This is a genomic window from Microbacterium sp. lyk4-40-TSB-66, from assembly GCF_030209475.1.
GTDB lineage: Bacteria > Actinomycetota > Actinomycetes > Actinomycetales > Microbacteriaceae > Microbacterium.
In genome coordinates this window covers 142,380-166,474 of record NZ_JARVRW010000004.1, presented here as the reverse complement: position 1 = coordinate 166,474, position 24,095 = coordinate 142,380, and the positions used below count along the sequence as shown (strand labels likewise).

The 24,095-nt window shown below is 68.3% G+C and carries 26 protein-coding genes and 1 tRNA gene; 18 read left to right on the top strand and 9 right to left on the bottom strand.

What is annotated here, in order from left to right:
* The first annotated feature begins 18 nt into the window (after window positions 1–18).
* The gene (locus QRO03_RS08345) at window positions 19–393 is read left to right on the top strand and encodes a Pepco domain-containing protein (protein WP_285137059.1); all 375 of its coding nucleotides are present in this window, start codon (window positions 19–21) and stop codon (window positions 391–393) included.
* 86 nt (window positions 394–479) lie between these two features.
* Here QRO03_RS08345 and QRO03_RS08340 read toward each other — a convergent pair whose 3' ends face one another.
* Together QRO03_RS08340 and QRO03_RS08335 are read right to left on the bottom strand one after the other, a co-directional pair.
* A complete protein-coding gene (locus tag QRO03_RS08340) occupies window positions 480–1,286 on the bottom strand; it encodes a carbon-nitrogen hydrolase family protein (protein WP_285137058.1) in 807 nt (268 codons plus the stop codon).
* Entirely contained in the window at window positions 1,283–1,780 is a 498-nt protein-coding gene (locus QRO03_RS08335; protein WP_285137057.1) for a DUF6328 family protein, read from the bottom strand. The genes QRO03_RS08340 and QRO03_RS08335 overlap by 4 nt, the downstream gene beginning before the upstream one ends.
* A gap of 83 nt (window positions 1,781–1,863) precedes the next feature.
* Between QRO03_RS08335 and QRO03_RS08330 the strand changes: the two genes are divergently transcribed.
* Window positions 1,864–1,937, top strand: a tRNA-Met gene (locus QRO03_RS08330).
* Window positions 1,938–2,043: 106 nt separating this feature from the next.
* Here the strand turns inward: QRO03_RS08330 and QRO03_RS08325 are convergent.
* On the bottom strand, window positions 2,044–2,256 hold the full coding sequence (locus QRO03_RS08325; RefSeq protein ID WP_285137056.1) for a hypothetical protein: 213 nt from the start codon (window positions 2,254–2,256) through the stop codon (window positions 2,044–2,046).
* Between the two features lie 331 nt (window positions 2,257–2,587).
* Between QRO03_RS08325 and QRO03_RS08320 the strand changes: the two genes are divergently transcribed.
* Window positions 2,588–2,722: a hypothetical protein gene (locus QRO03_RS08320; RefSeq protein WP_285137055.1), complete on the top strand. Its 135-nt coding sequence runs from the start codon at window positions 2,588–2,590 to the stop codon at window positions 2,720–2,722.
* 1 nt (window position 2,723) lies between these two features.
* Here QRO03_RS08320 and QRO03_RS08315 read toward each other — a convergent pair whose 3' ends face one another.
* The 4 genes from QRO03_RS08315 to QRO03_RS08300 are packed head-to-tail and all read right to left on the bottom strand — an operon-like array spanning window position 2,724 to window position 6,331.
* Complete coding sequence (locus QRO03_RS08315) at window positions 2,724–3,002, bottom strand: antibiotic biosynthesis monooxygenase family protein (protein ID WP_285137054.1); 279 nt, start codon at window positions 3,000–3,002, stop codon at window positions 2,724–2,726.
* Between the two features lie 11 nt (window positions 3,003–3,013).
* Complete coding sequence (locus tag QRO03_RS08310) at window positions 3,014–3,997, bottom strand: GDP-L-fucose synthase family protein (RefSeq protein ID WP_285137053.1); 984 nt, start codon at window positions 3,995–3,997, stop codon at window positions 3,014–3,016.
* Window positions 3,994–5,043, bottom strand: a complete 1,050-nt coding sequence (gene gmd / locus QRO03_RS08305; RefSeq protein WP_285137052.1) for a GDP-mannose 4,6-dehydratase — start codon at window positions 5,041–5,043, stop codon at window positions 3,994–3,996. Before gmd ends, QRO03_RS08310 begins: the two co-directional genes overlap by 4 nt.
* Before the next feature lie 31 nt (window positions 5,044–5,074).
* Window positions 5,075–6,331, bottom strand: a complete 1,257-nt coding sequence (locus QRO03_RS08300) for a glycosyltransferase (RefSeq protein ID WP_285137051.1) — start codon at window positions 6,329–6,331, stop codon at window positions 5,075–5,077.
* Window positions 6,332–6,386: 55 nt separating this feature from the next.
* On the opposite strand from QRO03_RS08300, the gene QRO03_RS08295 reads away from it, so the two are divergent.
* The 8 genes from QRO03_RS08295 to QRO03_RS08260 all read left to right on the top strand — a co-directional run bounded on the left by QRO03_RS08295 (window position 6,387) and on the right by QRO03_RS08260 (window position 15,161).
* The gene (locus QRO03_RS08295; RefSeq protein ID WP_285137050.1) at window positions 6,387–6,962 is read left to right on the top strand and encodes an LbetaH domain-containing protein; all 576 of its coding nucleotides are present in this window, start codon (window positions 6,387–6,389) and stop codon (window positions 6,960–6,962) included.
* On the top strand, window positions 6,959–8,080 hold the full coding sequence (locus QRO03_RS08290) for a glycosyltransferase (RefSeq protein WP_285137049.1): 1,122 nt from the start codon (window positions 6,959–6,961) through the stop codon (window positions 8,078–8,080). The genes QRO03_RS08295 and QRO03_RS08290 overlap by 4 nt, the downstream gene beginning before the upstream one ends.
* Before the next feature lie 145 nt (window positions 8,081–8,225).
* Window positions 8,226–9,275: a glycosyltransferase family 4 protein gene (locus QRO03_RS08285; protein WP_285137048.1), complete on the top strand. Its 1,050-nt coding sequence runs from the start codon at window positions 8,226–8,228 to the stop codon at window positions 9,273–9,275.
* Window positions 9,272–10,276: a hypothetical protein gene (locus QRO03_RS08280; protein ID WP_285137047.1), complete on the top strand. Its 1,005-nt coding sequence runs from the start codon at window positions 9,272–9,274 to the stop codon at window positions 10,274–10,276. Before QRO03_RS08285 ends, QRO03_RS08280 begins: the two co-directional genes overlap by 4 nt.
* A gap of 1 nt (window position 10,277) precedes the next feature.
* Window positions 10,278–11,615 carry an oligosaccharide flippase family protein gene (locus QRO03_RS08275; RefSeq protein WP_285137046.1) on the top strand — a complete coding sequence of 446 codons (1,338 nt, stop codon included), beginning with the start codon at window positions 10,278–10,280 and terminating at the stop codon, window positions 11,613–11,615.
* Window positions 11,612–12,859, top strand: a complete 1,248-nt coding sequence (locus tag QRO03_RS08270; RefSeq protein ID WP_285137045.1) for an O-antigen ligase family protein — start codon at window positions 11,612–11,614, stop codon at window positions 12,857–12,859. Before QRO03_RS08275 ends, QRO03_RS08270 begins: the two co-directional genes overlap by 4 nt.
* The gene (locus QRO03_RS08265; RefSeq protein ID WP_285137044.1) at window positions 12,856–14,064 is read left to right on the top strand and encodes a polysaccharide pyruvyl transferase family protein; all 1,209 of its coding nucleotides are present in this window, start codon (window positions 12,856–12,858) and stop codon (window positions 14,062–14,064) included. The genes QRO03_RS08270 and QRO03_RS08265 overlap by 4 nt, the downstream gene beginning before the upstream one ends.
* Window positions 14,061–15,161, top strand: a complete 1,101-nt coding sequence (locus QRO03_RS08260) for a glycosyltransferase family 4 protein (RefSeq protein ID WP_285137043.1) — start codon at window positions 14,061–14,063, stop codon at window positions 15,159–15,161. The genes QRO03_RS08265 and QRO03_RS08260 overlap by 4 nt, the downstream gene beginning before the upstream one ends.
* On the opposite strand, the gene QRO03_RS08255 is transcribed toward QRO03_RS08260, so the two are convergent.
* The gene (locus tag QRO03_RS08255) at window positions 15,149–15,712 is read right to left on the bottom strand and encodes a CPBP family intramembrane glutamic endopeptidase (protein ID WP_285137042.1); all 564 of its coding nucleotides are present in this window, start codon (window positions 15,710–15,712) and stop codon (window positions 15,149–15,151) included. The two genes, QRO03_RS08260 and QRO03_RS08255, sit on opposite strands and share 13 nt — an antisense overlap.
* A 281-nt stretch (window positions 15,713–15,993) precedes the next feature.
* On the opposite strand from QRO03_RS08255, the gene QRO03_RS08250 reads away from it, so the two are divergent.
* The 7 genes from QRO03_RS08250 (at window position 15,994) to QRO03_RS08220 (ending at window position 23,349) form a co-directional block, all read left to right on the top strand.
* The gene (locus tag QRO03_RS08250; protein ID WP_285137041.1) at window positions 15,994–16,722 is read left to right on the top strand and encodes an arsenate reductase/protein-tyrosine-phosphatase family protein; all 729 of its coding nucleotides are present in this window, start codon (window positions 15,994–15,996) and stop codon (window positions 16,720–16,722) included.
* 99 nt (window positions 16,723–16,821) lie between these two features.
* Window positions 16,822–18,336 (top strand): tyrosine-protein kinase domain-containing protein, encoded by a 1,515-nt coding sequence (locus QRO03_RS08245; RefSeq protein ID WP_285137040.1) that lies wholly within the window; start codon window positions 16,822–16,824, stop codon window positions 18,334–18,336.
* A gap of 158 nt (window positions 18,337–18,494) precedes the next feature.
* Window positions 18,495–20,219, top strand: coding sequence for a DUF4012 domain-containing protein (locus tag QRO03_RS08240; RefSeq protein WP_285137039.1), 1,725 nt, complete (start codon window positions 18,495–18,497; stop codon window positions 20,217–20,219).
* A gap of 219 nt (window positions 20,220–20,438) precedes the next feature.
* A complete protein-coding gene (locus QRO03_RS08235; RefSeq protein ID WP_285137038.1) occupies window positions 20,439–21,008 on the top strand; it encodes a hypothetical protein in 570 nt (189 codons plus the stop codon).
* A 179-nt stretch (window positions 21,009–21,187) separates the two neighbouring features.
* Window positions 21,188–22,105: an SMP-30/gluconolactonase/LRE family protein gene (locus QRO03_RS08230; protein ID WP_285137037.1), complete on the top strand. Its 918-nt coding sequence runs from the start codon at window positions 21,188–21,190 to the stop codon at window positions 22,103–22,105.
* Window positions 22,106–22,309: 204 nt separating this feature from the next.
* The gene (locus tag QRO03_RS08225; RefSeq protein WP_285137036.1) at window positions 22,310–22,561 is read left to right on the top strand and encodes a hypothetical protein; all 252 of its coding nucleotides are present in this window, start codon (window positions 22,310–22,312) and stop codon (window positions 22,559–22,561) included.
* A gap of 131 nt (window positions 22,562–22,692) precedes the next feature.
* A complete protein-coding gene (locus QRO03_RS08220; protein ID WP_285137035.1) occupies window positions 22,693–23,349 on the top strand; it encodes an SUMF1/EgtB/PvdO family nonheme iron enzyme in 657 nt (218 codons plus the stop codon).
* 210 nt (window positions 23,350–23,559) lie between these two features.
* On the opposite strand, the gene QRO03_RS08215 is transcribed toward QRO03_RS08220, so the two are convergent.
* Window positions 23,560–23,991 (bottom strand): MarR family winged helix-turn-helix transcriptional regulator, encoded by a 432-nt coding sequence (locus QRO03_RS08215; RefSeq protein WP_350224129.1) that lies wholly within the window; start codon window positions 23,989–23,991, stop codon window positions 23,560–23,562.
* Between the last annotated feature and the right edge of the window lie 104 nt (window positions 23,992–24,095).

The following is a 24,095-nucleotide window of genomic DNA, read 5'->3' as shown; positions in this document are numbered from 1 at the left end:
GGAGCGGAGGAGCCCCGCGTGGCCGATGACTGGTCCGTCCAGATCTACGTGCCCTCCCCGGCGGAGGGGATGCCGCGCCCCTCCCCCGAGCGAGGCATGTACCCACCGCATGCCGGCGCTCCGACGATCCGCGGCGACCGCGGCGGGCGCGTGGTCGACGCGAGCGTCGAGACCCTGCGCGCGAACTGGCGCGAGACGGTGCAGAAGCTCGTGGAGATCGGCGACGGGATCGACGACGCCGAGTCGACATGGGGCGTCGCGGAGATCGAGGTGAGCCTGACATTGAGCGCCAAGGGCCAGCTGCTGTTCATCGCCGAGGCCGGCGCCGAAGCGTCGGTGAAGATCACCCTGACGCGGCGAGGCCCCGACGGCGAGCTCGCCGCGCGGGACTGAGCGCTCCAGACGCCCGGTGGGCGCTCCTCCGCAGCCCGGGCGTCGCTCGGGCAGGTCGACGCCGTTCGACGGCCTCTGCGGCCGTCTCAGCGCGGAGTGACGCGGAAACGACGGAGCTGCAGCGCCGGATTGACCCGGCGGACCCGTGCGATGGCATCCGGATCGATGTGCGCGACGGCCAGGTCGGTCGCCGTGCCCACCTGAGCGATGGCCACACCCTGCGGGTCGACGATCATCGAGTGCCCCACCCCGAGGGGCGGCGGGTGGTCGGCCGCGGCGACGAAGAAGGTGTTCTCGATCGCACGCGCCTGCAGCAGCGTGCGCCAGTGGTGCTCCTTGAGCGGCCCCCGCACCCACTCCGCCGGCACCAGCGCCACATCGACCCCCGCGTCGGCGAGCGTGCGGGCGACCTCGGGGAAGCGCAGGTCGTAGCAGGTCATCAGCCCGAACCGCAGGCCGGCGACCTCGAAGGTCTCGGGAGGGGCGATCTCGCCCGCCTCCACCCAGTCGGACTCGCGCTGGCCGAAGGCGTCGTACAGATGCAGCTTGCGATAGACCGCGCGGATGCCGTCTGCGCCCACCGCGACGACCGCGTTACGCACCCGTCGACCGTCGTCGGCCTTCTCGAGCAGCCCCGCGACGATCACCGTGTCGAGTTCGCTCGACAGCGCCGTGAGCGCGGCGACGAACGGGCCGTCGAGATCTTCGGCGTTCGCGGCGAGGGTGTCGTCGAACGGGTCGACGAAGTAGCTGGAGTATTCGGGGAACACCACGACTCTCGCCCCCCGCGCCGCGCCCGTACGCGCGGCTGCGGCGATGTGGTCGAGGTTGGTCGCGCTCGAGGCCACCGGCGCGAACTGGGCCACGGCGACGCCGACGCTGTCTTGACTCATCGCGCACCCTCTCTCCCCCGGCGTCGGATGAACACCGGCACCACCACCCACAGTAGGAGGATCACGACGCCGAGCACGACTCCGACCGTCACCGCCGCGCCGAGGCCCACCACGACGTCGAAGACGAAGACCACCACGCCCACGAGCAGGATCGACACCAGTGCCAGCGCCCCGCGGAGGGCGTCGTGCCCGAACCGCACGAGCGCGGGCTTGACCCTCAGATGGAAGACCGCGCGGTGCAGGGCGACCGGCGCGAGCGCGACGACGGCGCTCAGCGCGGCGAGACACACGAGAACCAGATAGAAGATCCGTTGCGCCGGCGCGAGGTTGGCGAAAGCGGCCTGGAAGGCCAGCGCGAGCAAGAAGCCCGTGAGGATCTGCGTGCCGGTCTGCAGCACCCGAAGCTCCTGCAGAATGTCGTTCCAGTTGCGGTCGGCACGCTGCGCAGGGCTCTCGGGACGCCCGTCGTCGAGATCGTCGAAAGTATTGCTCACCGGGCTATTCTCTCGCGACACTCCCGGGCGGCATGCCCGGATTTGCCATGTCGTTCATCTCGGCGTAATGTTTTCTCTTGTGCCGCGGGGTGGAGCAGCTCGGTAGCTCGCTGGGCTCATAACCCAGAGGTCGCAGGTTCAAATCCTGTCCCCGCAACAAGAAGAAGGCCCCGGATCGAAAGATCCGGGGCCTTCTGCCTTTTGTCCTGGAGTGTCCGGCTCCGCGACTCGTGGTCGTGTCGCGGAGCCGGACGAAGCCGTCGTCAGTGGTAACTGCGGTAGCGGCTGGCCGCGGCTGCGGGGGCGGCCACGATGAGAGCGGCGACGAGGAGGAAGACCCCCATGTCGCCGTGCATTGTCATGACGGTCAGGCCCGCCACCGTGAATACGATGACCGCGGCCCAGAGGACGACCGTGGCGAGCGGGGTTGCCCACGCCGGTCGGTGGGCAACATGGTGCGCGTAAGGGTGCTGCATTGCTCCTCGCCTTCGAGATGCTCTGAAAACCTGTCCAGGGGGTGCGACAGGGTCGCGCCGGACTACGACGTCGACTGCGTCGATCGTATGGGTATTTCGCATTGACTACGAAACTCTTGACGGGTGTCGCGGGAAATGCGACCCAGATCCCTCTTTCCCGTACCACCGTCAATGCCTCGCGGCGAATAACACCCGAACTTGTCCCCCATTCGGGGGACACGTATGATCGGCGAGGCCGATTCTCGCCGTGCTTTTGTCAGTGCGAGTCGGCGAGGGGGACGGGGAAAAGAGTTGAGCAATGTCTGCACCACTCACAAAAGCGAGGATCTTCATGAGTAAGTTCCTGTTCGGCGCGACGGAGGTCTCGTGCGAGGCGTGCGGCGACCCCGTGCGGCCGCAGCACGCCGTGTGGCGCGGCCACCGGCCGTACTGCTCGGCGGCGCACGAGCACGCCGACCAGCCCTGACTCAGATCGCCGGCTGCTCCCAGTCGGCGACCCACCAGTCCGCGATCCGCGCCATCTGATTCGCCGCCTCGCGGTGGGCCTCGGAGGAGCGCCACTCGCCGAATACCGCAGCGTCGGCGAACGTGGCGTCCTGCGCGATGACCGTGCCCTTGCGGTCGTCGAGGGACCGCTCAACCGCCCATGAGACGACGCCCGCGTGCCTCCCGCGACCGCGCAGCATCCTCGTGGCGGCGGAGATGTCCGTCGCGTCCACACCGTCGCGGATACGGAAGAGCACCACGTGGCGGAACATCAGACGCGGAGGGCGCTGACGTTGTCGCGGTACCACGCGACCGTCCGCTCCATCCCCTCTTCCAGCGAGATGCCGGCGGTCCAGCCCGCGTTGCGGAGCGTGGACACGTCGAGCAGCTTCTGCGGCGTTCCGTCGGGCTTGGACGTATCCCAACAGGTCTCCCCCGTGAAACCCGTCACGCGGGCGATGGTCGCGGCGATCTCGCTGATGGTGACGTCCGAGCCCGTGCCGACGTTCACCTGGCCGGGCCCGTCGTAGTGCTCCATCAGGTGCAGACACGCATCGGCCATGTCATCCGCGTGGAGGAATTCGCGGCGGGGGGTACCCGTCCCCCAGTTGGTCACGGAGTCCGCCCCCAACGACGCGGCCTCGTCGTATCGACGGATCAATGCCGGCAGCACATGAGAGCCCTGCGGTGAGAAATTGTCGTTCGGACCGTAAAGATTTGTCGGCATCGCACTGATCCACGGCAATCCGTACTGTCTCCGCACCGCCTGAGTGTGCAGGATGCCGGCAATCTTCGCGATCGCGTAGGCATCGTTCGTCGGCTCGAGGTGGCCGGTCAGAAGGGATTCTTCCCGGATGGGTTGTTCCGCGAACTTGGGATAGATGCACGACGACCCGAGAAAGAGCACCCGCTCCACGTCGTTGGCCAGTGCGGCATCGAGGACGTTGACTTGAATGCGGACGTTGTCACTGAGGAAATCCACGGGATACGTCGAATTCGCCAGAATGCCCCCGACCTTCGCCGCCGCGAGGACGACGTAGCGGGGCCTCGTCTCCGCCATGTAGGCGAAGACCGCGTCGCGATCCTTCAGATCGAGTTCCGCCGACGTCTTCCCCACGACGTTCGAGAATCCGCCGGCGCGGAGCCGACGCACGATGGCCGATCCCACCAGGCCGCGGTGCCCGGCTACATAGAACGTCGCGTCGCGATCGAGCTCGCCCGGTGTGTACGTCACCCCGTCGACGGCTGTCGTCACGCGCGCGCTCCCACGAGTTCCCGGTTGCTCCAGCTGGGCAGCGAAACCGTGTCGATCCACTTGGCCCCCTGTTCGAGCGCGATGGTGTCGGCGTCGACCATGAGGCGGGCGAGCTCGTCGCCGTGGACCGCCGGCACCCAGCCGAGCTTGTCGGCGGCCTTGCTGGGGTCGCCGATGAGGGCGTCGACCTCGGTCGGGCGGAGGTAACGCTCGTCGAAGCGCACGTACTCGGCCCAGTCGAGCCCGACGTGACCGAATGCCTCCTCGAGGAAGTCCTTGATGGTGAAGCCGACGCCCGTCGCGAGGACGAAGTCCTCGGGGGTGTCTGCCTGCAGCATCCGCCACATACCCTCGACGTACTCGGCGGCGTAGCCCCAGTCGCGGATCGAATCGAGGTTGCCGAGGTAGAGGTGGTTCTCCTCCCCCGCCTTGATGCGGGCGACCGCTCGAGTGATCTTGCGCGTCACGAACGTCTCTCCGCGACGGGGCGACTCGTGGTTGAACAGGATGCCGTTCACGGCGAACATGTCGTACGCCTCGCGGTAGTTCTTCGTGATCCAGTAGCTGTACAGCTTCGCCGCCGCATACGGTGACCGCGGGTAGAACGGGGTCTCCTCGTTCTGCGGGGGCGGCGTCGCTCCGTAGAGCTCCGAGGTGGAGGCCTGGTAGAACTTCGTCTGGATTCCGGCGAGTCGCACCGCCTCCAGCAGGCGGATGGTCCCCGTGCCGGTGGTGTCGGCGGTGTGCTCCGGTTCGTCGAACGAGACGCGCACGTGCGACTGGGCGGCGAGGTTGTAGACCTCGTGGGGGTCGATCTGGCTCAGCAGCGTCACCATCCGTGCACCGTCGGACAGGTCGCCGTAGTGGAGGAACAGCTTCGCTTCCGGGTCGTGCGGGTCGACGTACAGGTGGTCGATGCGGTGGGTGTTGAAGGTGGAGGCACGGCGGATCAGCCCGTGCACCTCGTAGCCCTTCGACAGCAGGAGTTCCGCCAGGTAGGAACCGTCCTGGCCGGTGATGCCGGTGATGAATGCACGCTTCGTCAAAGTACTTGTGCCGATCTTGTTGGGGGTCAGATCAATGAACGCGCTCAGCGGCTACGGGGGCCGTCAGATTGTCGAGAAGACTACAGAACCGATCGATCGCATTTGTTTCCTCTAAAACCGTCTCTTTGTAACGTTTTCCGCTCGCGCCGAAACGACGGCATTCGTCACGGTCGGATGCGAGGAGCTTCGCGCCATCGAGAATCGCTCCCGCGCTGCCCGCGGCGACGACGAGACCCGCACCCGCCGCGGTCACTTCCTGAGCGGTGATTCCCGTCGCGTCGGTCGCCGCGAGCACAGGTCTCCCGGATGCGAAATACGACGTAAGTTTGCTGGGAACAGCCATTTCTGCGACGCCGGGCAGCTCATTGACCAGCAGAATGTCGGCCGATTGCAGCGTGTCGGCGAACGCCTTGTCATCCAGCGGGGGCAGGATCTGCGTCGTCGTCGGTTGCTCGTCGATGCGCTGCTGGAGTTCGTCGCGCTGGGCGCCGTTGCCGACCAGGACGAAACGTACCCGCTCGCCGCGCTCGTGAGCCAATCGACCTGCATCGACGACGTGATGGAGCCCCTGCTTGACCCCCATGTTGCCGGTGTGGACGACGACGACGTCGTCGTCGGACCACCCGTGCGCACGGCGGACAGCGGACACGTCGACGGGCGGCATCGGCGGGAGGTGGGTCCAGTTCCGGACGACCGCGATGCGCTCGCGGGGGATCGCGAAATCGTGGTGGACGCGATCGGCGAAGCGGTCGTGGATGACGACGACGGTCGATGCGGAGCGGAGAAGCCAGGCCTCCAGGGCGCAGAGAGCGCGCGCGGCGAGTCCTCCGCCCTGCCCGGTCTCGACGACGCCGAGCCCGTACAGGTCCTGCACCCACACCACGAACGGCGTATCGCGATGCGTCGCGAGGGCACGGAGACGCACGATGGCCGACGAGAGCAGCGCCGGAGACGCCGCGACGATCGCCGAAGGCTGCCCCCACCGGACGAACGCCTGGCGCAGTCCGAAACTGACCTCCGCGAGCGCCCGAGGCACGAGAGTGGGGCGGCGGGGCACGAAATGAAGAACGCGGTCGACGGTGACGCCGTCCATTCTTTCGCGCTTCGACCACTGCCCGTAACCCGGCGCGATCTTCCACTCCGGATAATGAGGGTGCGCGACGACGGCACGAACCTGGCGCCCGCGCCGAGCGAGGCCGGCGGCCATTGCACCGGTGTACGGGGAGATTCCCGTAGTCTCCGGAGGGTAGTTCAATCCGAAGACGAGAGTTTGCGAAGATTGGCCCACAATGGCCCATCATACGGCTAGACAAATGCAACGCACGGACCAAGAAAGGGGCGGCATGAACAGCAGCCCGGTGATCGATCTTTCGAAAGCCCCCGGGGAACGGGCAGCGTGGGACCAGCCGACCTGGAAGGTGTACCTTTGGGCCATCTGTGAGCTGCTATTCGTCACTAATTCATGGCAGATCAGCTCGGCGTTGCGCATTTCTGTCCTGCGCGCTTTCGGGGCCAGCATCGGCGAGGGCGTCATTTTCCGCCCCCGCACCCGCGTGAAATTTCCGTGGAGGCTGCACGTCGGAGACCGCTCATGGATCGGCGAGGGTGTCTGGTTCCACAACCAGGACGAGATCCACATCGGGCATGACGTCGTGATCTCGCAGGAGACCTTCGTCACCGCCGGGAGCCACGCCCACCGGCGCGACATGGCCCTCATTACGCGACCGGTGCACATCGAGGACGGCGCGTGGGTGACCTCACGGTGCGTGGTCCTCGGTGGGGCGCGGGTCGGTCGCAACTGCGTCATCACCCCCCTCAGCGTCGTCGACGCACGCCCTGTACCGGCCGGTGAGATCTGGGGCGGCAATCCCCTCGCCTACGTGGGCGACCGAGTGATCGAGAGCGGTGTCCGTCCGTGAAGATCGCGCACGTCGTCACCTACACCTCAGCCGACGGCGCGTTCGGCGGACCCACCCGCGTCGCCCTGGGGCAGGCGAAGGCCCTCGTCGAGCTCGGCCACGAGGTCACCGTGTTCGCTGGCGCACCGGCAGGTGAAGAGGCGGATATGCAGCAGGACGGTTACCGGCTGCGGACATTCCCCGTCCGAAAGCTCGCCCCGTTCGGCGGCTTCGCCACGCTCTGGCCCCGCGGTCTGCACGCGGCACTGAAGTCGCAGGCACACGAGTTCGACGTCGCGCACATCCATCTTGCCCGCGATCTGGCGACGCTCCCCGCCGCCTTGCTGTTCGGCCGCCTGGGCATCCCGTACGTCACGCAGTCCCACGGCATGATCGACAGATCCGACAAGATGCTCGCCGCGGTCCTCGATCGGCTCGCCACGCGCCGCGCCCTCGCCGGGTCGCGCAGTTGGCTCCTGCTCACGGCTGCCGAAGAGAAGGACCTCGCTGCGATCTCCGACCCGCAGCGGCTGACCTCCATCCGCAACGGCATCGAATCGCGCGATATGACGTCGCTGGACGAACGCACCGACACCGTGCTCTTCCTCGCCCGACTCCACAAGCGCAAGCGACCCGTCGCCTTCGTGCAGATGGCGCAGCTCCTCGCCGCACGACTCCCCCACACCTCCTTCGTCCTCGTCGGGCCCGACGAGGGGGAAGCCGAGACGGTGACCCGAGCGATCGCGGAGGCCGGACTGGGAGATCGCATCCGATGGATCGGTGCGCTCCCGCCGACGCAAACGTTCGCCGCCATGTCGGACGCCCGCGTCTATGTGCTGCCGGCCGTCGACGAGGTCTTCCCGATGTCGATCCTCGAGTCGTTCTCGGCCGGTACACCCGTCGTCACTACCTCGTCCCTGGGGATCGCCGCAGACTGCGAACGCCACGGCGCCGCCCTCATCACCGACGGCAGCCCCGATGAGCTCGCCGAGGCCACCTTCCGTGCGCACCAGAACCGCGAAACAGCCGATGCGCTGCGCGGTGGCGGGCTGGCGTACATCAGGACGGAGCTCGACGTGCAGGACGTCGCCCGGGAACTGGTCTCGGAGTATCGCACCGCCTCGGGACTCGTCGCGTGAGCCGCGCGGACATCGCCGGTCGGTCGTGCCGGTCGTCCCCTCTCGAGAACGAAAGCATCGCGTGACCGGGGCGACGTCTCGGTCTCGCGTTCTGCTGCTCTCGCCGTGGGGCGCGTCCGGGGGCTACAGCGGTCCCCTGACCCTCATGAACAGGATGTGGTCGGAGGTGGTTGCGCAGCGCCCCGGCACCCGGGTCCTCCTCGTCTACCGTGACAGGGGCGTCGACATCGCACCCACATGGGCGGACGAACTGGTACCCGCTCTCCGATCGCGGACGTTCGGTCGGATCGAGCAGCTCCGCTGGATGCTGAACGCCGCCCTCTGCGTCGCGCGACACCGTCGATCGGTGGACGTCGTACACCTGCAGGGCGCATATCTGACAAACCTCCTGCCCGCCCTGTTCGCGCGTCGCGGGAGCGTCGTCATGCTCCCCGTCCTGGAAAACGGGGATCTCGGCGGGATGCAGCATTCCGTGCTCAAACGATGGATCGTTCGTCGCATCGGTACTCGCGCGCGCGCGGGGTTCGCGTTGTCCGATGGGATCGCGGAGGAACTGGTGCGCACGGGACTGGACGCGGACCGCGTCTCGCGCCTTTCGAACCCCGTCGACCCACGGATGATCACCGACGACCCCGAGGTGCGGCCCCCGCACAACCCTGTGCGACTGGGATTCATCGGCAAGCTCGGACCGCTGAAGAACCCCCATCTGCTCATCGAGGCGGCTGAGGTCCTACGCACAATGGGAGCGCCCTGCGAGGTGCACTTCTTCGGCCCGTTCGCCTCGTCGACAATGGAGGTCCAGCTGCGGGACCGCACCGCCGAGCTGGGTCTGGAAGATCACGTCCACTTCCACGGCTTCCAGAGCGACATCCTCCCCACGTTCGACAGGTTCGACATCTTCGTCCTCCCCTCGGCCCAGGAGGGCCTGCCCGGCTCGCTGATGGAGGCCTTCGCGATGGGCAAGCCCGTCATCGTCACCGACGTCGGGTCCATGGCCGAGTACGTCCGACGCGCGGGCGCCGGCCGCATCGTGCGGGCGGACGCGGAGGAGATCGCTGAGGCGGTCCTCGACATCCTGGACGCGGACTCCTGGACAGCCGCAACCCGCAGCGCCCGCTCCTTCGCTTCCGAGCAACTCGACCCTCGGGTCGTCGCCGAACACTACGTACGCCAGATCGAGAGAACAGCCCGATGACCACGACACCCCCCACCCAGGACCGCACGTCCTTTCCCACACTGGACGCACTGACAGCCCGCCTGAAGCGGTGGGAGGGCGCCCGCGCCGTCGTGATGTCCACCGCCGATGCGGCCGGTCGCGCCCTCGGCAACAACGGTGACGACCTCATGCACGCCGTGTTCTACCGCATCCTCGAGCAACTCGGCATCCAGATCGTCGACACCGACCCCGAGGTCGTGATCGTTCCCCCGTCCGGCGCCCTCCTGGAGGTGTACGCCTTCCCCAGGTATCTCGCCGAGCGTCTGAAGGGGTACGAGAAGATCCCGCTCGTCATCTTCCCGTCCTCGGTCTTCTTCCCCGACCTCGACCCCGCCTTCATCTTCGCGGAGCGAGAGGCTCCGACCCTCCTGTTCCTGCGGGAGGACGATTCCCGGGCGCACCTCGAGCAGCAGTGGAGCACGTCGCTGCAGAACGCGGGCGTCGAAGTGGTCCTCGACCACGATGTCGTGGCCTCGGGTCACGCTTTCGTCCCCGCCATCCTCGGGACGACCAGGCGTCGTCCCCTGAGCCGTCTCGTCGCCGCACGGATCGACCGGGAGGCGTCGTCGATGCGCGCGTCCTCCTCCGCGGAGCAGGCGGCATCCGCGTCTTCGATCCTCCACACCCTCGCGGCCCGGGTCCCCTACGGCCCGCTGTACACGGGGATCTCCCGCTTCGCTCGACGCGCGCGCAATCACGGCGCCGCCGAACGTCTCGTGTCCCGCGCCGGAGCCACACTCGACGGCGCCGTCTGCATCGACATCAGCGCGCGGCAGTTCGCAACCTTCGAGGAGTACCGCACGATGATCCTCCGCGCGGAGTCGGTCATCACCGACCGTCTGCACGTGGCCCTGCCCGCGGCGATCATGGGGGCCGACGTCACGATGGTCGAAGCGGGCTACTTCAAACTCGGCGGCGTCTACCGGCGGTCGCTCAGCGGGGTCGCGAACGTGCGCCTCGTGAGCGCGGCGGGGAGCTGACTTGCTGAGAGGCGTCCTCCGGCTGTCCATCGGAACGGCGGTGGCCCGCGCGATGGCCGCCGTCGGACAGCTCCTGCTGGCCGTCTGGCTCAGCCCGACCGACTTCGGTTACTGGGCTGCGGCGACCTCGGTCATCTCGGTATTGACCGGTCTGGCGAACTTCGGGGAGGTCAACGGCTACCTGAGCGGTCAGGGCGGGACGTTCTCCCAGGCGCGGCGGGCCATCCTTCGCGTCAACACGGTGCTCGCGGGCAGCGGGGCGCTGATCGCGGTGCTCTATTGGATCGACGGGAACACGATGGTCGCCGCGCTCGCCGCGATCTCGGCCATCAGCATCCCTCTGATCGGTGATGCCGAGCTGATGTACTCCACCGGCGTCAAATACAAGGCCTACGCGCGCGTGGTGACCGCTCAGATCCTTGCAGCGGTGGCGAAGATCGTGGTCGGCGTCGTCATCGCCGCCGCCTTCGCCTCGCCCCTCGCCTTCGCCGTGTCGACGGTCGTGTTCTACCTCTTGATGGACGTCGTGATCCTGCGGCGGGTGCCGTCCCTCACCCGCGCGGAGGTCGAGACCGATCGAACCGTCTCTCCGCGCACCCGCTTCACATGGGGGGTGAACTCCCTCTTCGTCACCCTGCCGATCCAGGTGGGCTTCATCGTCGCCCAGTTCGGCGCGAGTGCCGAGGTGCTCGGCCTCTACTTCCTCGCCTACCAGGTGAGCCTCGGACTCAGTGGCCTCGTGTCCGTTCCCCTCGCGCGCGTCGCCCTGAGCTCACTCTCGAACGAGACCCTCGATCGCCGTGTTCCGCTGAGCATGGAACTGTGCCGGTTGTTCGTCTTCGCCGTCTCCGGTCTCGCCGCACTCGTCTCCCTCTTCGCGCCCCTGATCGGTTCGGTCCTCGGCGCGGAATGGACCGCCGCTGCGCCGGCGGTCGTCATCCTGCTCGCGAGCCTGGCGGTCAGGATGATGAGCCCGATCCTCGACGGTCTGCAGCAGGCGAACAACAGGTGGTGGCAGGGCACGGCGTTCAACGCGGTCGACACAGCGGGTACAGCTGCCGCCGCCTTGGTCTCGTTCACGGGCGACCTGATGCTCCTCGTGAGTGCCGTTGCAATATGGAAAGTGCTCTTCGGCCTCGTGAGGGCCGCATGGTTGCTGAGATCAGCTCGCCCGGTCCCCGTGATGGCGACTTTGCTTCCCGCGCTCGTGATGAGCCTGCTCATCGGAGGATCCGCTTTCTTCGCCCCACCGACTTCGACAGTCGTCCTGGTGTGCGCGCTGATCATCTCAGTCGTGGGCACGCTCCTCACAGCCCGCGCACGAAGGAGTCATCCATGACGGACAAAGGCCCCCTCGTCCGTGGCGTCGTGTTCGCGGCCGGATACGTCGTCGTCGTGCAGAACGCCGGCATCCCGGTCGCAGTGAAGCTGTCATTCCTGGCCCTCACCCTCGTTCTCGCCGCAATCAGCGGCGTGCGCCTGATCCGCAGCGGCGGACGCGTCCCCCGGGGCATGGGACTCGGCGTCGTGCTGTGCGTGGCCGTGCTCGCCGTCAGTTTCGTCTCGCTCGTATGGACCCCGTCGACCGATCCGCAGGACTGGCTGCGCGACGCGTTGACCTACATCTTCTTCCCCGCGGCCGTGCTCATCGGTCTCGAGTTCGGTCTCACGGCCTCCCGCCGTCAGGTGTTCGCACTGCTGTGGTCCGTCGGGGCGTTCGGCGCGCTGGCCTTCACCGTGACGTGGCTGCAGCGGCGGGGCGCCGAGGGCGTCGACATCGAATCGTTCGGACTCGCGTCCAGTTTCGTGCCCATCCCGGCCATCGCGCTCGGGCTCGGGGTGTTCTGCGCGTCCACGAGAATCCGCATGCTGCCTCTGGTCGGGGCCATCGTGCTCTCGGGGGTCCTTATCCTCTCCGGGGGGCGGACGATCTGGGTGTACCTCGCCGTCGGGTTCTTGGTGGCCGCCTGCGCGGCGCTCCTCGCCCCAGGACGTGCGCTGCGTGTCGGCATCCTCCTCTCCACAGCCGTCGCTGCGGCGTCTGCCGCGCTCGCCCTTTCGGCCGCCCTCGCCGGCGGGATCGCCGCCGACCGGGTGCAGTGGTTCTCACGAGTCGCCGAGAACGGCTGGGCCGCATTCTCGAACGACGGTTCCGCCGTCGAGCGCGTACGGGCCCAGGAATGGGCGCACCAGCTCTGGCTCGCAGACCCGGTGTGGGGGCGCGGGTGGGGCCAGCCGTTCCAATCCGTCACGACCGGTGTCGTGACCGGGTCGATCTTCACCCTGGACTCCCCGCTGATCGTGCTGGTCAAGGTCGGGCTCGTGGGGACCCTCCTCCTGGCCATCGCGCTGGTCAGTGTCTTCGGATCGGCCCTGCGCCTCACGCGAACGGACCGCGAGGTGCGCGCCCACCTCGTCGTCGCGCTGGCGATGACCGCCGTCCTGACCCTCAACGGGTTCCCCCTCGAGAACCGCGGGTTCTCGATCTTCGCCTTCTGTCTCATCGCACAGGCGGCCGTGGCATCACGGACGCCTGCGCCACGTCCCACCGAACCGCAACTCTTGGGAGTCTCGCGAGCATGACCACGACCCGGGGGCATTGCCTCATCATCAATTCGTACTCATTCCGCAACGCCGGTGACGCGGCGATCATGCTCGCGACGAAGCAACTGCTGGAGAGCGAGGGGGCGGCATCCGTCACCCTGTCGTCGAGGTACGACGACAGTGCGGAATACTCCCGCTTCGGCCTGCGAGTGGTGCCGGAGATCGTCCCGTTCCCCGCGCAAGGGGCACGGCTCGGTCGCGCGATGCGCGTGCTGTACGGCCTCGCCGCCAGCCTCCTCGTGATCGCCGGTTCCACACTCTCGCGAGCCGCCGCACGGACGATCGCTCGCGCGCTCCTTCCAGGCACATCTCGCATCCTCGCGGGCACGGACACCGTGGTCGTCGCCGGCGGCGGCTACATGTACTCGTCGAAGCGTCGACTCAACCTGAGCCTCTACCAGAGCCTGGTGTCGATCCGTCTCGGGCACGCGCTGACGGGATCGACGCTGATGATGCCGCAGAGCATCGGCCCGGTCACCCGTCGACTCGATCGGGGGCTCATCCGGTGGAGCCTCCGCCACACGACGGTGGTGGTGCGCGAACGGCTGTCTCTCGCGGCGAGCACCGTCCCGATGCAGATGACCGCGCGGGAGATCGACGATGTCGCGTTCTTCTACTCCGCGCCGGTGAAGACGGGTGTCGTGGGCGACGTGTGTCGCATCGTCGCGATGGACTGGCGTTGGTCGACGTCGGTCAACCAGGTGGCGTTCGAGGAATACGTGCGCCGCGTCGCGGAGATCGCGACGCGGGTGAACGAGCTCGGCCTGCGCGTGGTCATCGGAGGGCACTCGTCCCTCCCCGAGCACGAGCAGGACGACATCGTGGTGGCCAGGATGATCAGTGCGCGCCTGTCGTTCCCGCACGACGTCGACGAGGTGACCGACGTGGCGCACCTCTACGAGGAATACGCTCGGTCGCGGGTGGTCGTGGGTACGCGTCTGCACGCCTGCATCATGGCGATCAGCGTCGGAACGCCCGCGATCAGCCTCCAGTACCAGGAGAAGTCGCGCGGGGTCCTCCGCCGGTTGGGGCTCGACCAGTACGTGCACCGGGTCGATCAGCTCGACGTGGACCAGGTCGTGTCGCAAGTCGGCGAGATCGCCGCCGCGGAGGAGCGGTGGACGGAGATCGCCGATCGGACGCGCTCATCCATCGCGCGCACGTACGAGGAGATCAGGGCGTGAACGACGTCGTCTTCTTCCTCCCTGCCATCAACCCGTATTGGCGCGACCGATTCAACGCCCTCGCCGCGGCGGGGACCGTGCGCTTCCATTGCGTGTTCAGCTCTTACCTCGACCCGGCGCGTAGTTGGACCGTCACCCGGGAGAGCATGAACTTCCCCCACACCTTCCTGGAAACGGGACCGCGATCGCCCCGGCGTCTCGTCGAACTCGTCTCGCTCTGGCGGGCCCTCCGACCCACCCGGGTGTTCACCTTCCACCACATGCCGGCGCTCTGGCCGGCGTGGCTTCACCGCCTCGCTGGCGGTCACCTCGCCCTGTACGCGTTGATGACCTGGGATTCATGGGTGGAGCGCAATTGGCGCAAGGAACTGCTGAAGAAGCTCTTCTTCGGATGCGCCTCCTCGACGCTCACCCCCGGACCGGACTCAGACTCCTACGTCAAGCGTTACGGCGCGCACCGCTCGCACCGGCTGCATCACGCCGTGGAATGGCGGGCGTTCGGGCTCGCCGCTCAGAACCGCGTCGCCGGTGACGACCTCCGACTGCTGTACGTCGGACGGCTCATCCCCGAGAAGGGCATCCCCTTCCTCCTCGAGGTGCTCGACAGGGTCCTCCGGACTCGCAACGATGTGCGGGTCGAGATCGTCGGTGACGGTCGCCTCTACACCGAGGTGGAGAGCTGGGCGCAAGATCACCCCGGTCGTGTCTCGGTGTCGCCGTTCGTGCAGGCCTCGGACATCGCCGAGGTGTACGCGCGCACCGACGTCATGCTCTTTCCGACGCTCGGCGATCCCTACGGCCTCGTCGTCGATGAGGCGCTCGCAAGCGGAGTTCCCGTCATCAGCACGGACCGCGCTGGTGACATCCGGTGGCGTCTGGGCGAGTCACGGGGTCGGGTGCTGCCCCCGGATGACCACGACCGGTGGGTCGAAGCGATCGTCGCCTACGCCGACGACCGGGAACTCCTCGCCCGCGAGTCCGCCGCGTCGTTCGATTTCAGCAAGGGACACGGAACCGAACGGTGGGTGCGCGAGCTCCAGCAATGGGTCGTCCGCACGGCCCCGAAACCCTCGCGCGGGCGACGTCAGCCTGCGTAGCTTCCGATCACGGCCAGGCCGATGAAGGTCACGTTGTACACGATGTGAACGAGCACGGCACCCCAGATACGCCCGGTCAGGAGCACGAGGGCTCCGCACACCACCCCGACGAAGAACAGTTGTACCGCCGCCGCGACGGAAAGGAGCGCGAACGCCTCATGGAGCAGCACGAAGGTCCCCGCCGAGCAGAGGAGCGCGGCCGCTCCCGCGGCCACAGCGCCGGTCTGGCGCCGCAGCAGACGGTAGACAGTCACGAGGATGACCGCGCGGAAGAAGAACTCCTCCGCCACGGGTGCGACCACGCCCGACGCGAGGACCTGCTCGAGCCACCATCCGCTCGAGAAGGGCCCGCCGATGCTCTGCACGGTCGGGAAGGGCTGCAGATCGGCGCGCTCCAGCACGCCCTGCACGAGTCTCAGACCCAAGCCGAGCCCGAGACCCCACACGAGATCCGTCGCGCGGAACCGCAGCAGCCCCTTCGGACGGGAGCGCACGAGGAACAGCGCGGCCGGCGCGGCCATCCCGAGCCACAGGGGCAGAAGGGATGCCACGGTCGCCCAGGACGAACCCGTGGAGGGCAGAACCTTCGTCAGGAGCGTTCCGGTGATGAGGGCGATGAGCGCGAGAGCGAGGAGCTGAGCGTCACCCGTTCGTCCGCTTCGGGGCCGCGACCTCCAGTCGCTTCTTCCACGCGCCGTGCCCGACCCTTCCGAGGGCGGCAAAGCGCCCGTCTCGGCGCTCCACGAGGAACGCTGAATCGACCGAGTCGAACGACGACGCTGATCTGTCACCCCCTCACGGTATCGACCGTTCACCGATCCGAGGAGGAACCGTGCTGAATGTCCTCACCGTGTGCACCGGCAACATCTGCCGGTCACCGCTCGCCGCTCTGACCCTCGAAGCCCGGACGGGCGACCTGGAGGTGCGATTCGCCAGTGCCGGCACTCGCGCGCGCGATGGTGGGCTGATGACGGAGGAGGCCATCGACCTCGCCGTCGAAAGGGGCGTCCCGTCCGTGGCCGCGCACGCTCATCGCGCCCGTTTGCTGATGCCGGATCATCTGCAGCACGTCGACCTCGTCGTGGCGATGACCCGTGAGCACCGTCGTGCCGTGGTCGAGATGGACCCGTCGCGCTTGCGGATGACGTTCACGGCACGAGAACTCGTCCGGGCGATCGACGGCATCGACGATCACGCGCTCGCCTCGACCGCCGCCGCCGGCGACGCCCATGAGACCGACCCGCAGCGGGCCAGGTTCGCCGCCCTGCTGGCGGGACTCCGGGCGCGACGGGGTCTCATCCCCTCCCCGGCCGATCCGGCGGACGACGACGTCATCGACCCCTACCGTCGCTCGGTAGCGACGTATCGCGCGTCGGCCGTTCAGCTCGACCCCGGGCTGGACGCCGTGGAGCGGCTCGTGCGCCTCGCCGTGGGAGCTGCTCCGGGCTCTGCCGACCGAGATCGCGTGGAGGACCGATCGGCCCCGGGGGTCGACGCGGGCACCGTCGGTCCGGACGCGGTGGCGACGCCCCGGACGAGGCGGGATCTCCGCCGGAGATGAAGCGACGCGGAATGCGTCTATCCGTAACATTGGATATGTCACACTTATGTCTATTGCGCAGGTGATTTCCTGGGCCGAAACGGGTTGTCGAAAGGCATGATGGAGCTCAGCGATTACATCCGGATCCTTCGCAAGAATTGGATCGCCATCGTCGCATTGACGCTCATCGGGCTGAGCGCGACGACGGTGTACACCCTCACCCGGACGCCGATCTACGAGTCGTCCAGCACGATCTTCGTGTCCACCCAGGCCGGCGGCACTGCGGCCGAGCTGCAACAGGGTTCGAGCTTCACCCAGGCACGCATCAACACCTACGTCGGACTCGTCCGCACCCCCATCGTGCTCGACCCCGTGATCGCGCAGCTGGACGTCTCGACGACGCCGGCGGCACTGGCCGGACGCGTCAGCGCCACCGCGGCACTCAACTCGACCCTCATCACCATCACCGTGTCCGATGCCGACGCGACGCGTGCGGCGTCGCTCGCGAACGCCATCGCGTCGAGCCTCTCGTCGGTCGTGCCCCAGCTGGAACCCGAATCCAACGACGGCTCCAGCCCGGTCCGGCTGAGTCGGGTGAGCGAGGCGCAGCCGGCCCTGTCACCGTCGAGCCCGAACACCCCTCTCAACCTGGCGATCGGTCTGATCGCGGGCCTCGTCCTCGGCCTCGGTGTGGCAGCCCTTCGCACGAGTCTCGACAACAAGGTGCGGACTCTGCGCGAAGCGGAGACCATCACCAAGGCACCCGCGATCGGCGCCATCGCCTACGACGTGAAGGCTCGGGAGCGCCCGCTCATCGTGCACGCCGATCCGCTGAGCCCTCGCGCCGAATCGTTCCGAGCGCTGCGCACGAACCTGCAGTTCCTCGACATGGGCGGTCGCTCCAGCTTCGTCGTCACGAGTTCGATTGCGAGCGAGGGCAAGTCCACGACCACGATCAACCTCGCCATCGCCCTCGCGGATGCCGGAAAGCGGGTCGCGCTCATCGACGCCGACCTCCGCAAACCGTCGGTGGCGAGCTACCTGGGGATCGAGGGCGGCGTGGGTCTCACCGACGTGCTCATCGGTCGCGCAGCGGTCGACGACGTCATGCTCCCCTGGGGTGGCCGCAGCCTGTTCGTCCTCCCCTCCGGCAAGATCCCGCCCAACCCGAGCGAGCTGCTCGGTTCGCACAAGATGGGGTCGTTCCTCTCGGCGCTCGAGGAGGACTTCGATGTCGTCCTCTGCGACGCGCCCCCTCTGCTACCGGTGACCGATGCCGCCATCCTGGCTCGGCTGACCAGTGGCGCCATCATGGTCGTCTCGGCGGGTCGGGCCACGAAGCATCAACTCGCCGGCTCCACCGAGGCCCTCAACACCGTCGGCGCGAAGCTGGCCGGCTTCGTCATGTCGATGGTTCCGACGCGTGGTCCCGACTCGTACTACTCCGCCTACGGGTACGGCTACGGCGGGTACGGGAACGGGTACCGCAAGGACACGACGGCGCAGAAGAAGTGGCCCCGCCGAGCTACCGCGGCCCCGGGCGTCCCGGCACGCCGCGACGACGACGAACGCGCCTTCCAAGAACCGGCCGAGTTCTCGCGGCGGGCGACACGCGAAGCGCAGCGGATCGAGTGACATCACCCGCCTGGATGCGCCGCCCAGCCGCACGCGCGCGGGAAAGTGACGCTGACCGCCCCAGCGGCCGGCCGCGGCGATCCCCGAAGTCCTCCGGGCGGCGCGCGGGGCGCATCGCGGTCTGGACGCTCGGGGGGCTGCTCATCCTGATCGTCGCGATGACGGCATGGGTGGGTGTGCGCGGCGCTCTGGCGTATCAGCATCTCTCGGCCATGCGCTCCCTCGCGCCGACGGTCGCCGCATCCGTCTCCTCCGACCCCGCTCAAGCGACCCCCGCGCTCGAACGATTGGCCGCAGAGGCGGGCGCCGCCCGCGCCCTGACGTCGGACCCCGTCTGGGCGGTCGCCGAGCACATTCCGTGGATCGGCCCGCAGCTCGCCGCCTTCGGAGCGATCGCCTCCGCGTCGGACCGTCTGTTCGGCGACAGCCTCCTGCCGCTCGCGACCGCCGCACGAGACGTCTCGATCGACGACCTCCGACCGCACGACGGCCGTCTCGACACCACGGCGCTGACCACCCTGACCGTTCCCGCACGGTCCGCGGCCGACGCGGCGACCGGCGCAGCAGCGGATGTGAACGCCATCGATCCGACCCCCCTCATCGGCGCGGTCGCGTCCGCCGTCGACGACGCGCGCACCACCTTCGATTCCGCGGCCGGCGCTGTCGACGCCCTGCGGCGGGCGACGGAGCTGCTCCCCTCGATGTTGGGGCAGGACGGACCTCGCTCGTACCTGCTCCTCGTGCAGAACAATGCCGAGTGGCGCTCCCTCGGCGGCGTCTCCGGCACCGCCATCGAGCTCAGTGCTGATCGGGGCGCCCTTTCCCTGGTCGACACGCACTCGGCGACATCCCTGTCGCGGGGCATCTCCGGGCCCGTGGTCGAGCTTCCCCCCGACGTCCAGAAGATCTACGAGACACGACCCGCGCGGTACTTCCACAACCTCACCCAGATCCCCAGTTTCCCGCTTGACGGGCCACTGGCACGGGAGATGTACCGCCACGAGACGGGCCGAGAGGTCGACGGGGTGATGGCTGTGGACCCGGTGGTGCTGTCGTATCTGCTGGGCGCGACCGGTCCTGTCGCACTGCCCGACGGCGAGGCGCTCACGGGCGACAACGCCGTGCCGCTCCTGTTGGACGACGCGTATCGGCGCTACTCCGACCCCGCCGCGCAGGACGCCTTCTTCGCGGGCGTCACGGGGGCCGTCTTCGATGCCCTGCGTGGAGGGCGGGGCTCCACGCCGGGCTTGATCGCCGCCCTCGCTCGCGGAGTCGAGGAGCGTCGAGTGCTGGTGTGGGCGGCGGAACCGACGGAGCAGGCCGTGATCGAGGGAACCTCGCTCGCGGGACAATTGCCGGCGAGCGACGGGCGCACCGCGCGATTCGGCGTCTACCTCAACGACGGCACCGGCTCGAAGATGAGCTACTACATCGCCCCCCGGACGGAACTGCGCTGGGGGTCGTGCCGGACCTCCCCCGACGCCACGATGCGCGACGTCACTCTGACCCTCACGCTCTCGAACACGGCTCCTGCAGACGCGGCGACCTCGCTCCCGCGCTACGTGACGGGCAACGGCGTGTACGGAACCGCGCCCGGTGTCGCCACGGTGGTCACCGACGTCTACCTCCCCGAGGGGTGGACCGCCCTCGCGACGTCCACGTCGTCCGGTACGGCGTTCACGCGATCGACCATGGAAGGGCGCGAGGTTCTCACCGTCGGCGCGACGGTGGCCCCTCAGGCGACGGCCCAGGTGGAGATCACGGCGACGGCCGTGTCCACGGCGACAGAGGCCGAAGCCCTGGTCACCCCCACGGCGGACTCGACCCTCAGTCCCACCGTCCGCGTCGCCTGCACCGGCGCCGCCGGCGCGGTCCTCCAGTGACACCGTCGCCCCGCCACAGACGGTCCGCGGAGACGATTCCGAGAATTAATGTCGCGGAAATGCTTTCAGCTTGCGTCCATGAAGCGCCTAAGCAATACTCAGGATGGTCTTTCAATCAGTACATTCCCGCATCATTGTTGTCCTGCCCTTGCGTCGTCACGGGATAGCACGAACGCGGACCACCTATCCCTGGTTGCCCGAATTCGAAAGCAGACATTCATGAAACTCACCCTCGCAAAAGCCGGTGCAACGCTCGCCCTTGCCGGAGCGCTGCTCGTCGCAGCCCCCGCGGTCGCTCAGGCCTACGTGCCCGACGTCCCCGGTGCGCAGACCATTCAGGTCACCGAAGACGGTTCCTACGGCTTCGCCGGATACGCCGCCGGCTCGGAGGTCACCTTCACCCTCGTCGGCGTCGGCGTGACCGGCGCCAACATCGCCACGGCGGGCCAGGCCGTCACCGCCGCCTCCGTCACCAAGGTGGCCGACGCGTCCGGGTCCGCCGCCGCAGACGTCACCCTTCCCGACCCGCAGATCGGTAGCTACACCCTGACCGCCTCCGGCTCGCTGGCATCCGGCGACGGTTCGGGCGCCGCCGGCGGCGGCTCGTCCAGCACGGGCGGAACCGGCACCAGCACCAGCGCCGGCGGTAGCAGCGGGCTCGCCGTCACGGGTCTGGATGCCGGGTCGATGCTCGGATTCTGGGTCGGCGGTGGCGCTCTCGTCCTCGCCGGCGCGACGATCGCCGTGGCCACCACGGTTCGCCGCAGCCGTCACAAGAGCAGCGTCTGACACGACGCGACCACGAAAGGGGTGCCGTCGACTCCGGTCGGCGGCGCCCCTTTCCGTGTGCCCCGGCCAGCCCGGGCCCTGACGCTGAAACCGCATCACGCGCCCCGCCGACATCACCCGCTCGCGAGAAGCACGTCAACCCGCTCTCGACGGTCACGTCGACCGGATTGACTGGGCTCATGCCCCTCCCCCTCGACGGCCAGATCCTGCAGCACCCCCGATCCCCCGAACAGGTCGAGGTGGCACCGCCGCGCGTCTGGGACGACCGTCTCGCCGCCGTCCTCCCCCCGAGCTCCCGCCTGCTGTCGCTCTACGCCGACGCCACCTGGGCCGAGGGTCCCGTCTGGTGGCCCGAGGAGCGCTCCCTCATCTTCAGCGACGTGATCGGTCGCCGCACGCTCGCCTGGCGCGAGGACGGCAGCATCGTCACCGTGCGTGATCGGTCGCACTTCGCGAACGGCAACACCATGGATGCCGAGGGCCGCCTCGTCCAAGCCGAGCACGGTCGCCGCGGGGTCAGTCGAACCGACGCGAGCGGAACGGAGCTGCTCGTCGACGCCTTCGAGGGTGAGCCGCTGAACTCGCCGAACGACCTCGTGGTGGCATCCGATGGGGCGATCTGGTTCACCGACCCCACGTACGGCATCTCCGACCCGCGCGAGGGATATCCGGCCGATCCGGCTCTCCCCCACCAGAGCGTCTATCGCTGGAGGGAGGACGAGGGACTGCAGCGCATGATCGACCTCGACCAGCCCAACGGTCTGGCCTTCAGCCGAGACGAGCGCACGCTCTACGTCGCCGAATCCAACGCCGAGGGTCTCCCCCGTGTCGTCGCCTGCAACTGGGACGGCAGCACGCTCGGCACCCCGCGCACCTTCGCGACGGTGGACGCAGGCATCCCCGACGGTTTCGTCGTCGACAGCCGCGACTGGCTGTGGATCTCCAGCGAGGCGGGCGTGGTCGTCGTCGATGACACGGGTCGACGCCTGGGCGTCATCCCGACCCCGCACGTCGTGAGCAACTGCACCTTCGACGCCGACGAGACACGCCTGTTCATCACGGGTGACAGCGATCTCTGGATGGTGCAGCTCGCCTAGCGTGCGGGGCCGTGCCTCGACCCTCTTTCGGGGGAGGAATTGCCATCGACGCAGCGTTCTCTCAAGGACCGCGACGTAACCGCAAGATCCCCCCAGGAATTGCTCAAGCCGCTCCTCCCCCGTGTAACCGGCCCGTAACGTCGACGACGGGGCCCGCTCCGTCATGGACGACGCGGGCGTAGGGCGAGCTAAGAGGAGTGCCACATGAACAACGTGCTGACGCGCGTGCGAGACGGTGTGAACACGATCGTGTTCGGGAGCACCGTCGTCTGCTGCGAGACCTGCGGAACGAGCTTGCGACCCAGCCGCGCGGTGTGGCGCGGGCAGAGGTCGTACTGCTCTGCCGCCCATGAGGCGGCCGATCTTGACACCGGCGACTTCCCCGCGGCCGTCTCCGCGGAGCGGTACGCCGAAGACGCCGGCGTGCGGGCGATGGCGGAGCTCGTCCGCTCCTGACCACTGCACGAAAAGCCGGGGATGTCACCCCGGCCTCAGGCGCCGGAGATGTGCGTCACCCTTTAGTCATCGAGTCTTCGCGCGGCCCCACGTCGCTGTCGAGGCTTCCTGACCGGTGAGTGGTGAGCACGTTGACTGACGTCGAAATGGCGACGATCCCCGCCGGCAGCGTGCTGCGGGGAGACCTACGAGGACCCGAGCGCCGGGAGATCGTCGTCGAATCGTTCGAGATCGGCGTCTACCCCGTCACCGAGGAACAGCTCGCCGAACTGCTCGGCATCCCTTCCCGCCACCCGAGACGCCCGGCCGTCAACATGAGCTGGCTGCGCGCCATCCGTCTCTGCAACGCGCTGAGCGAATGGGAGGGGCTCGACCCGGTGTATTCGTTCGACGGCGAGGTCGTCGACGGGGATGCCGAGGCCGACGGCTTCCGCCTCCCCACCGACGACGAGTGGGAGTACGCGTGCCGCGCCGGGTCGGTCTCCGCCGTGTACGGACCCGTGCGCGACGTGGCATGGACGGCGGCCGATGGAGTGGGTCACCCGTCGGATGTCGGTGCGCGCCTGCCGAACCTCCACGGTCTGTTCGACACCCTCGGCAACGTCTGGGAGTGGTGCATGGACCCCTACGACCCCGAGGGCGCCGGAGATGCCCGCGCGTCCCGGGGCGGGGGCTGGTCGGACGCCCCCGCGCTCATGCGGGCGACGGCGCGCCGGGGAGGGCGGCCCCGCGAGGGGTTCGACGACGTCGGCGTGCGTGTTGCCCGAGGGGCGGCGCCACGGCGGTAGGGGTCGGGGGTCCCGGACCCTACGACAGGCTCAAGGCCCTCCGCGTGAGCGCGCGGACGAAAGGCCCTTCGACAGGCTCGGGGCGCTATCCGTGAGCGGGCGGACGGACGGCCTTCCGACAGGCTCAGGGCGCTCTGCGTGAGCGCGCGGGCGAAGGGCCCCTTCGACAGGCTCAGGCTCCGGTCCGTGTGGGCTCGCGCCGGGCGGCGCTCAGTCGTCGGTGGTGATGGCCTCGGTGAGTTCGTCCATGAAGCGCGTGACGGTCGCCAACTGCGTGTCGTCGAAGCGGTCGGCGATCTCGCGCATGGCGCCGAGGTGCACGCCGAAGTGCTGGAAGAACTCCCGTCGCGACTTGTCGGTGAGCACGACGACGCGCGCACGACCGTCGGAGGGGTGCGGGCGGCGCTCGAGATGGCCCGACGCCACCAGTCGATCGATGAGCTTGGTGGTGGAGGCCGTCGAGATGCGCAGATGGGTGGCGACGTCGTGCGGACTGACCATCTGTCCACGGTGCTCGCGGATGGTCAGCATGCGCAGCGTCGCGAGGTCGCTGGCATTCATGTCCATGTCGCCCTTCATGCCGCTGTGCATGCGATCGAGGGCGTCGCTCAGCGTCTGGATGGCGCGCAGCGACTGGGTCACGCGGGGTCGGATATCAGAGGTCGACACGGGGCTGGTCACGGTGGACACCCCCTTTCCGCCTGGGTATAGTCAGGCTCACATCGCTAGCTAAACTAGCAAACAGG

Bases quoted from the DNA above. Each gene is read 5' to 3' on its own strand.
- QRO03_RS08340 (WP_285137058.1), bottom strand. From the start codon at position 1,286: ATGAGTCAAGACAGCGTCGGCGTCGCCGTGGCCCAGTTCGCGCCGGTG.
- QRO03_RS08325 (WP_285137056.1), bottom strand. From the start codon at position 2,256: ATGCAGCACCCTTACGCGCACCATGTTGCCCACCGACCGGCGTGGGCA.
- QRO03_RS08320 (WP_285137055.1), top strand. From the start codon at position 2,588: ATGAGTAAGTTCCTGTTCGGCGCGACGGAGGTCTCGTGCGAGGCGTGC.
- QRO03_RS08295 (WP_285137050.1), top strand. From the start codon at position 6,387: ATGAACAGCAGCCCGGTGATCGATCTTTCGAAAGCCCCCGGGGAACGG.
- QRO03_RS08285 (WP_285137048.1), top strand. From the start codon at position 8,226: ATGAACAGGATGTGGTCGGAGGTGGTTGCGCAGCGCCCCGGCACCCGG.
- QRO03_RS08280 (WP_285137047.1), top strand. From the start codon at position 9,272: ATGACCACGACACCCCCCACCCAGGACCGCACGTCCTTTCCCACACTG.
- QRO03_RS08270 (WP_285137045.1), top strand. From the start codon at position 11,612: ATGACGGACAAAGGCCCCCTCGTCCGTGGCGTCGTGTTCGCGGCCGGA.
- QRO03_RS08265 (WP_285137044.1), top strand. From the start codon at position 12,856: ATGACCACGACCCGGGGGCATTGCCTCATCATCAATTCGTACTCATTC.
- QRO03_RS08245 (WP_285137040.1), top strand. From the start codon at position 16,822: ATGGAGCTCAGCGATTACATCCGGATCCTTCGCAAGAATTGGATCGCC.
- QRO03_RS08240 (WP_285137039.1), top strand. From the start codon at position 18,495: ATGACGGCATGGGTGGGTGTGCGCGGCGCTCTGGCGTATCAGCATCTC.
- QRO03_RS08235 (WP_285137038.1), top strand. From the start codon at position 20,439: ATGAAACTCACCCTCGCAAAAGCCGGTGCAACGCTCGCCCTTGCCGGA.
- QRO03_RS08230 (WP_285137037.1), top strand. From the start codon at position 21,188: ATGCCCCTCCCCCTCGACGGCCAGATCCTGCAGCACCCCCGATCCCCC.
- QRO03_RS08225 (WP_285137036.1), top strand. From the start codon at position 22,310: ATGAACAACGTGCTGACGCGCGTGCGAGACGGTGTGAACACGATCGTG.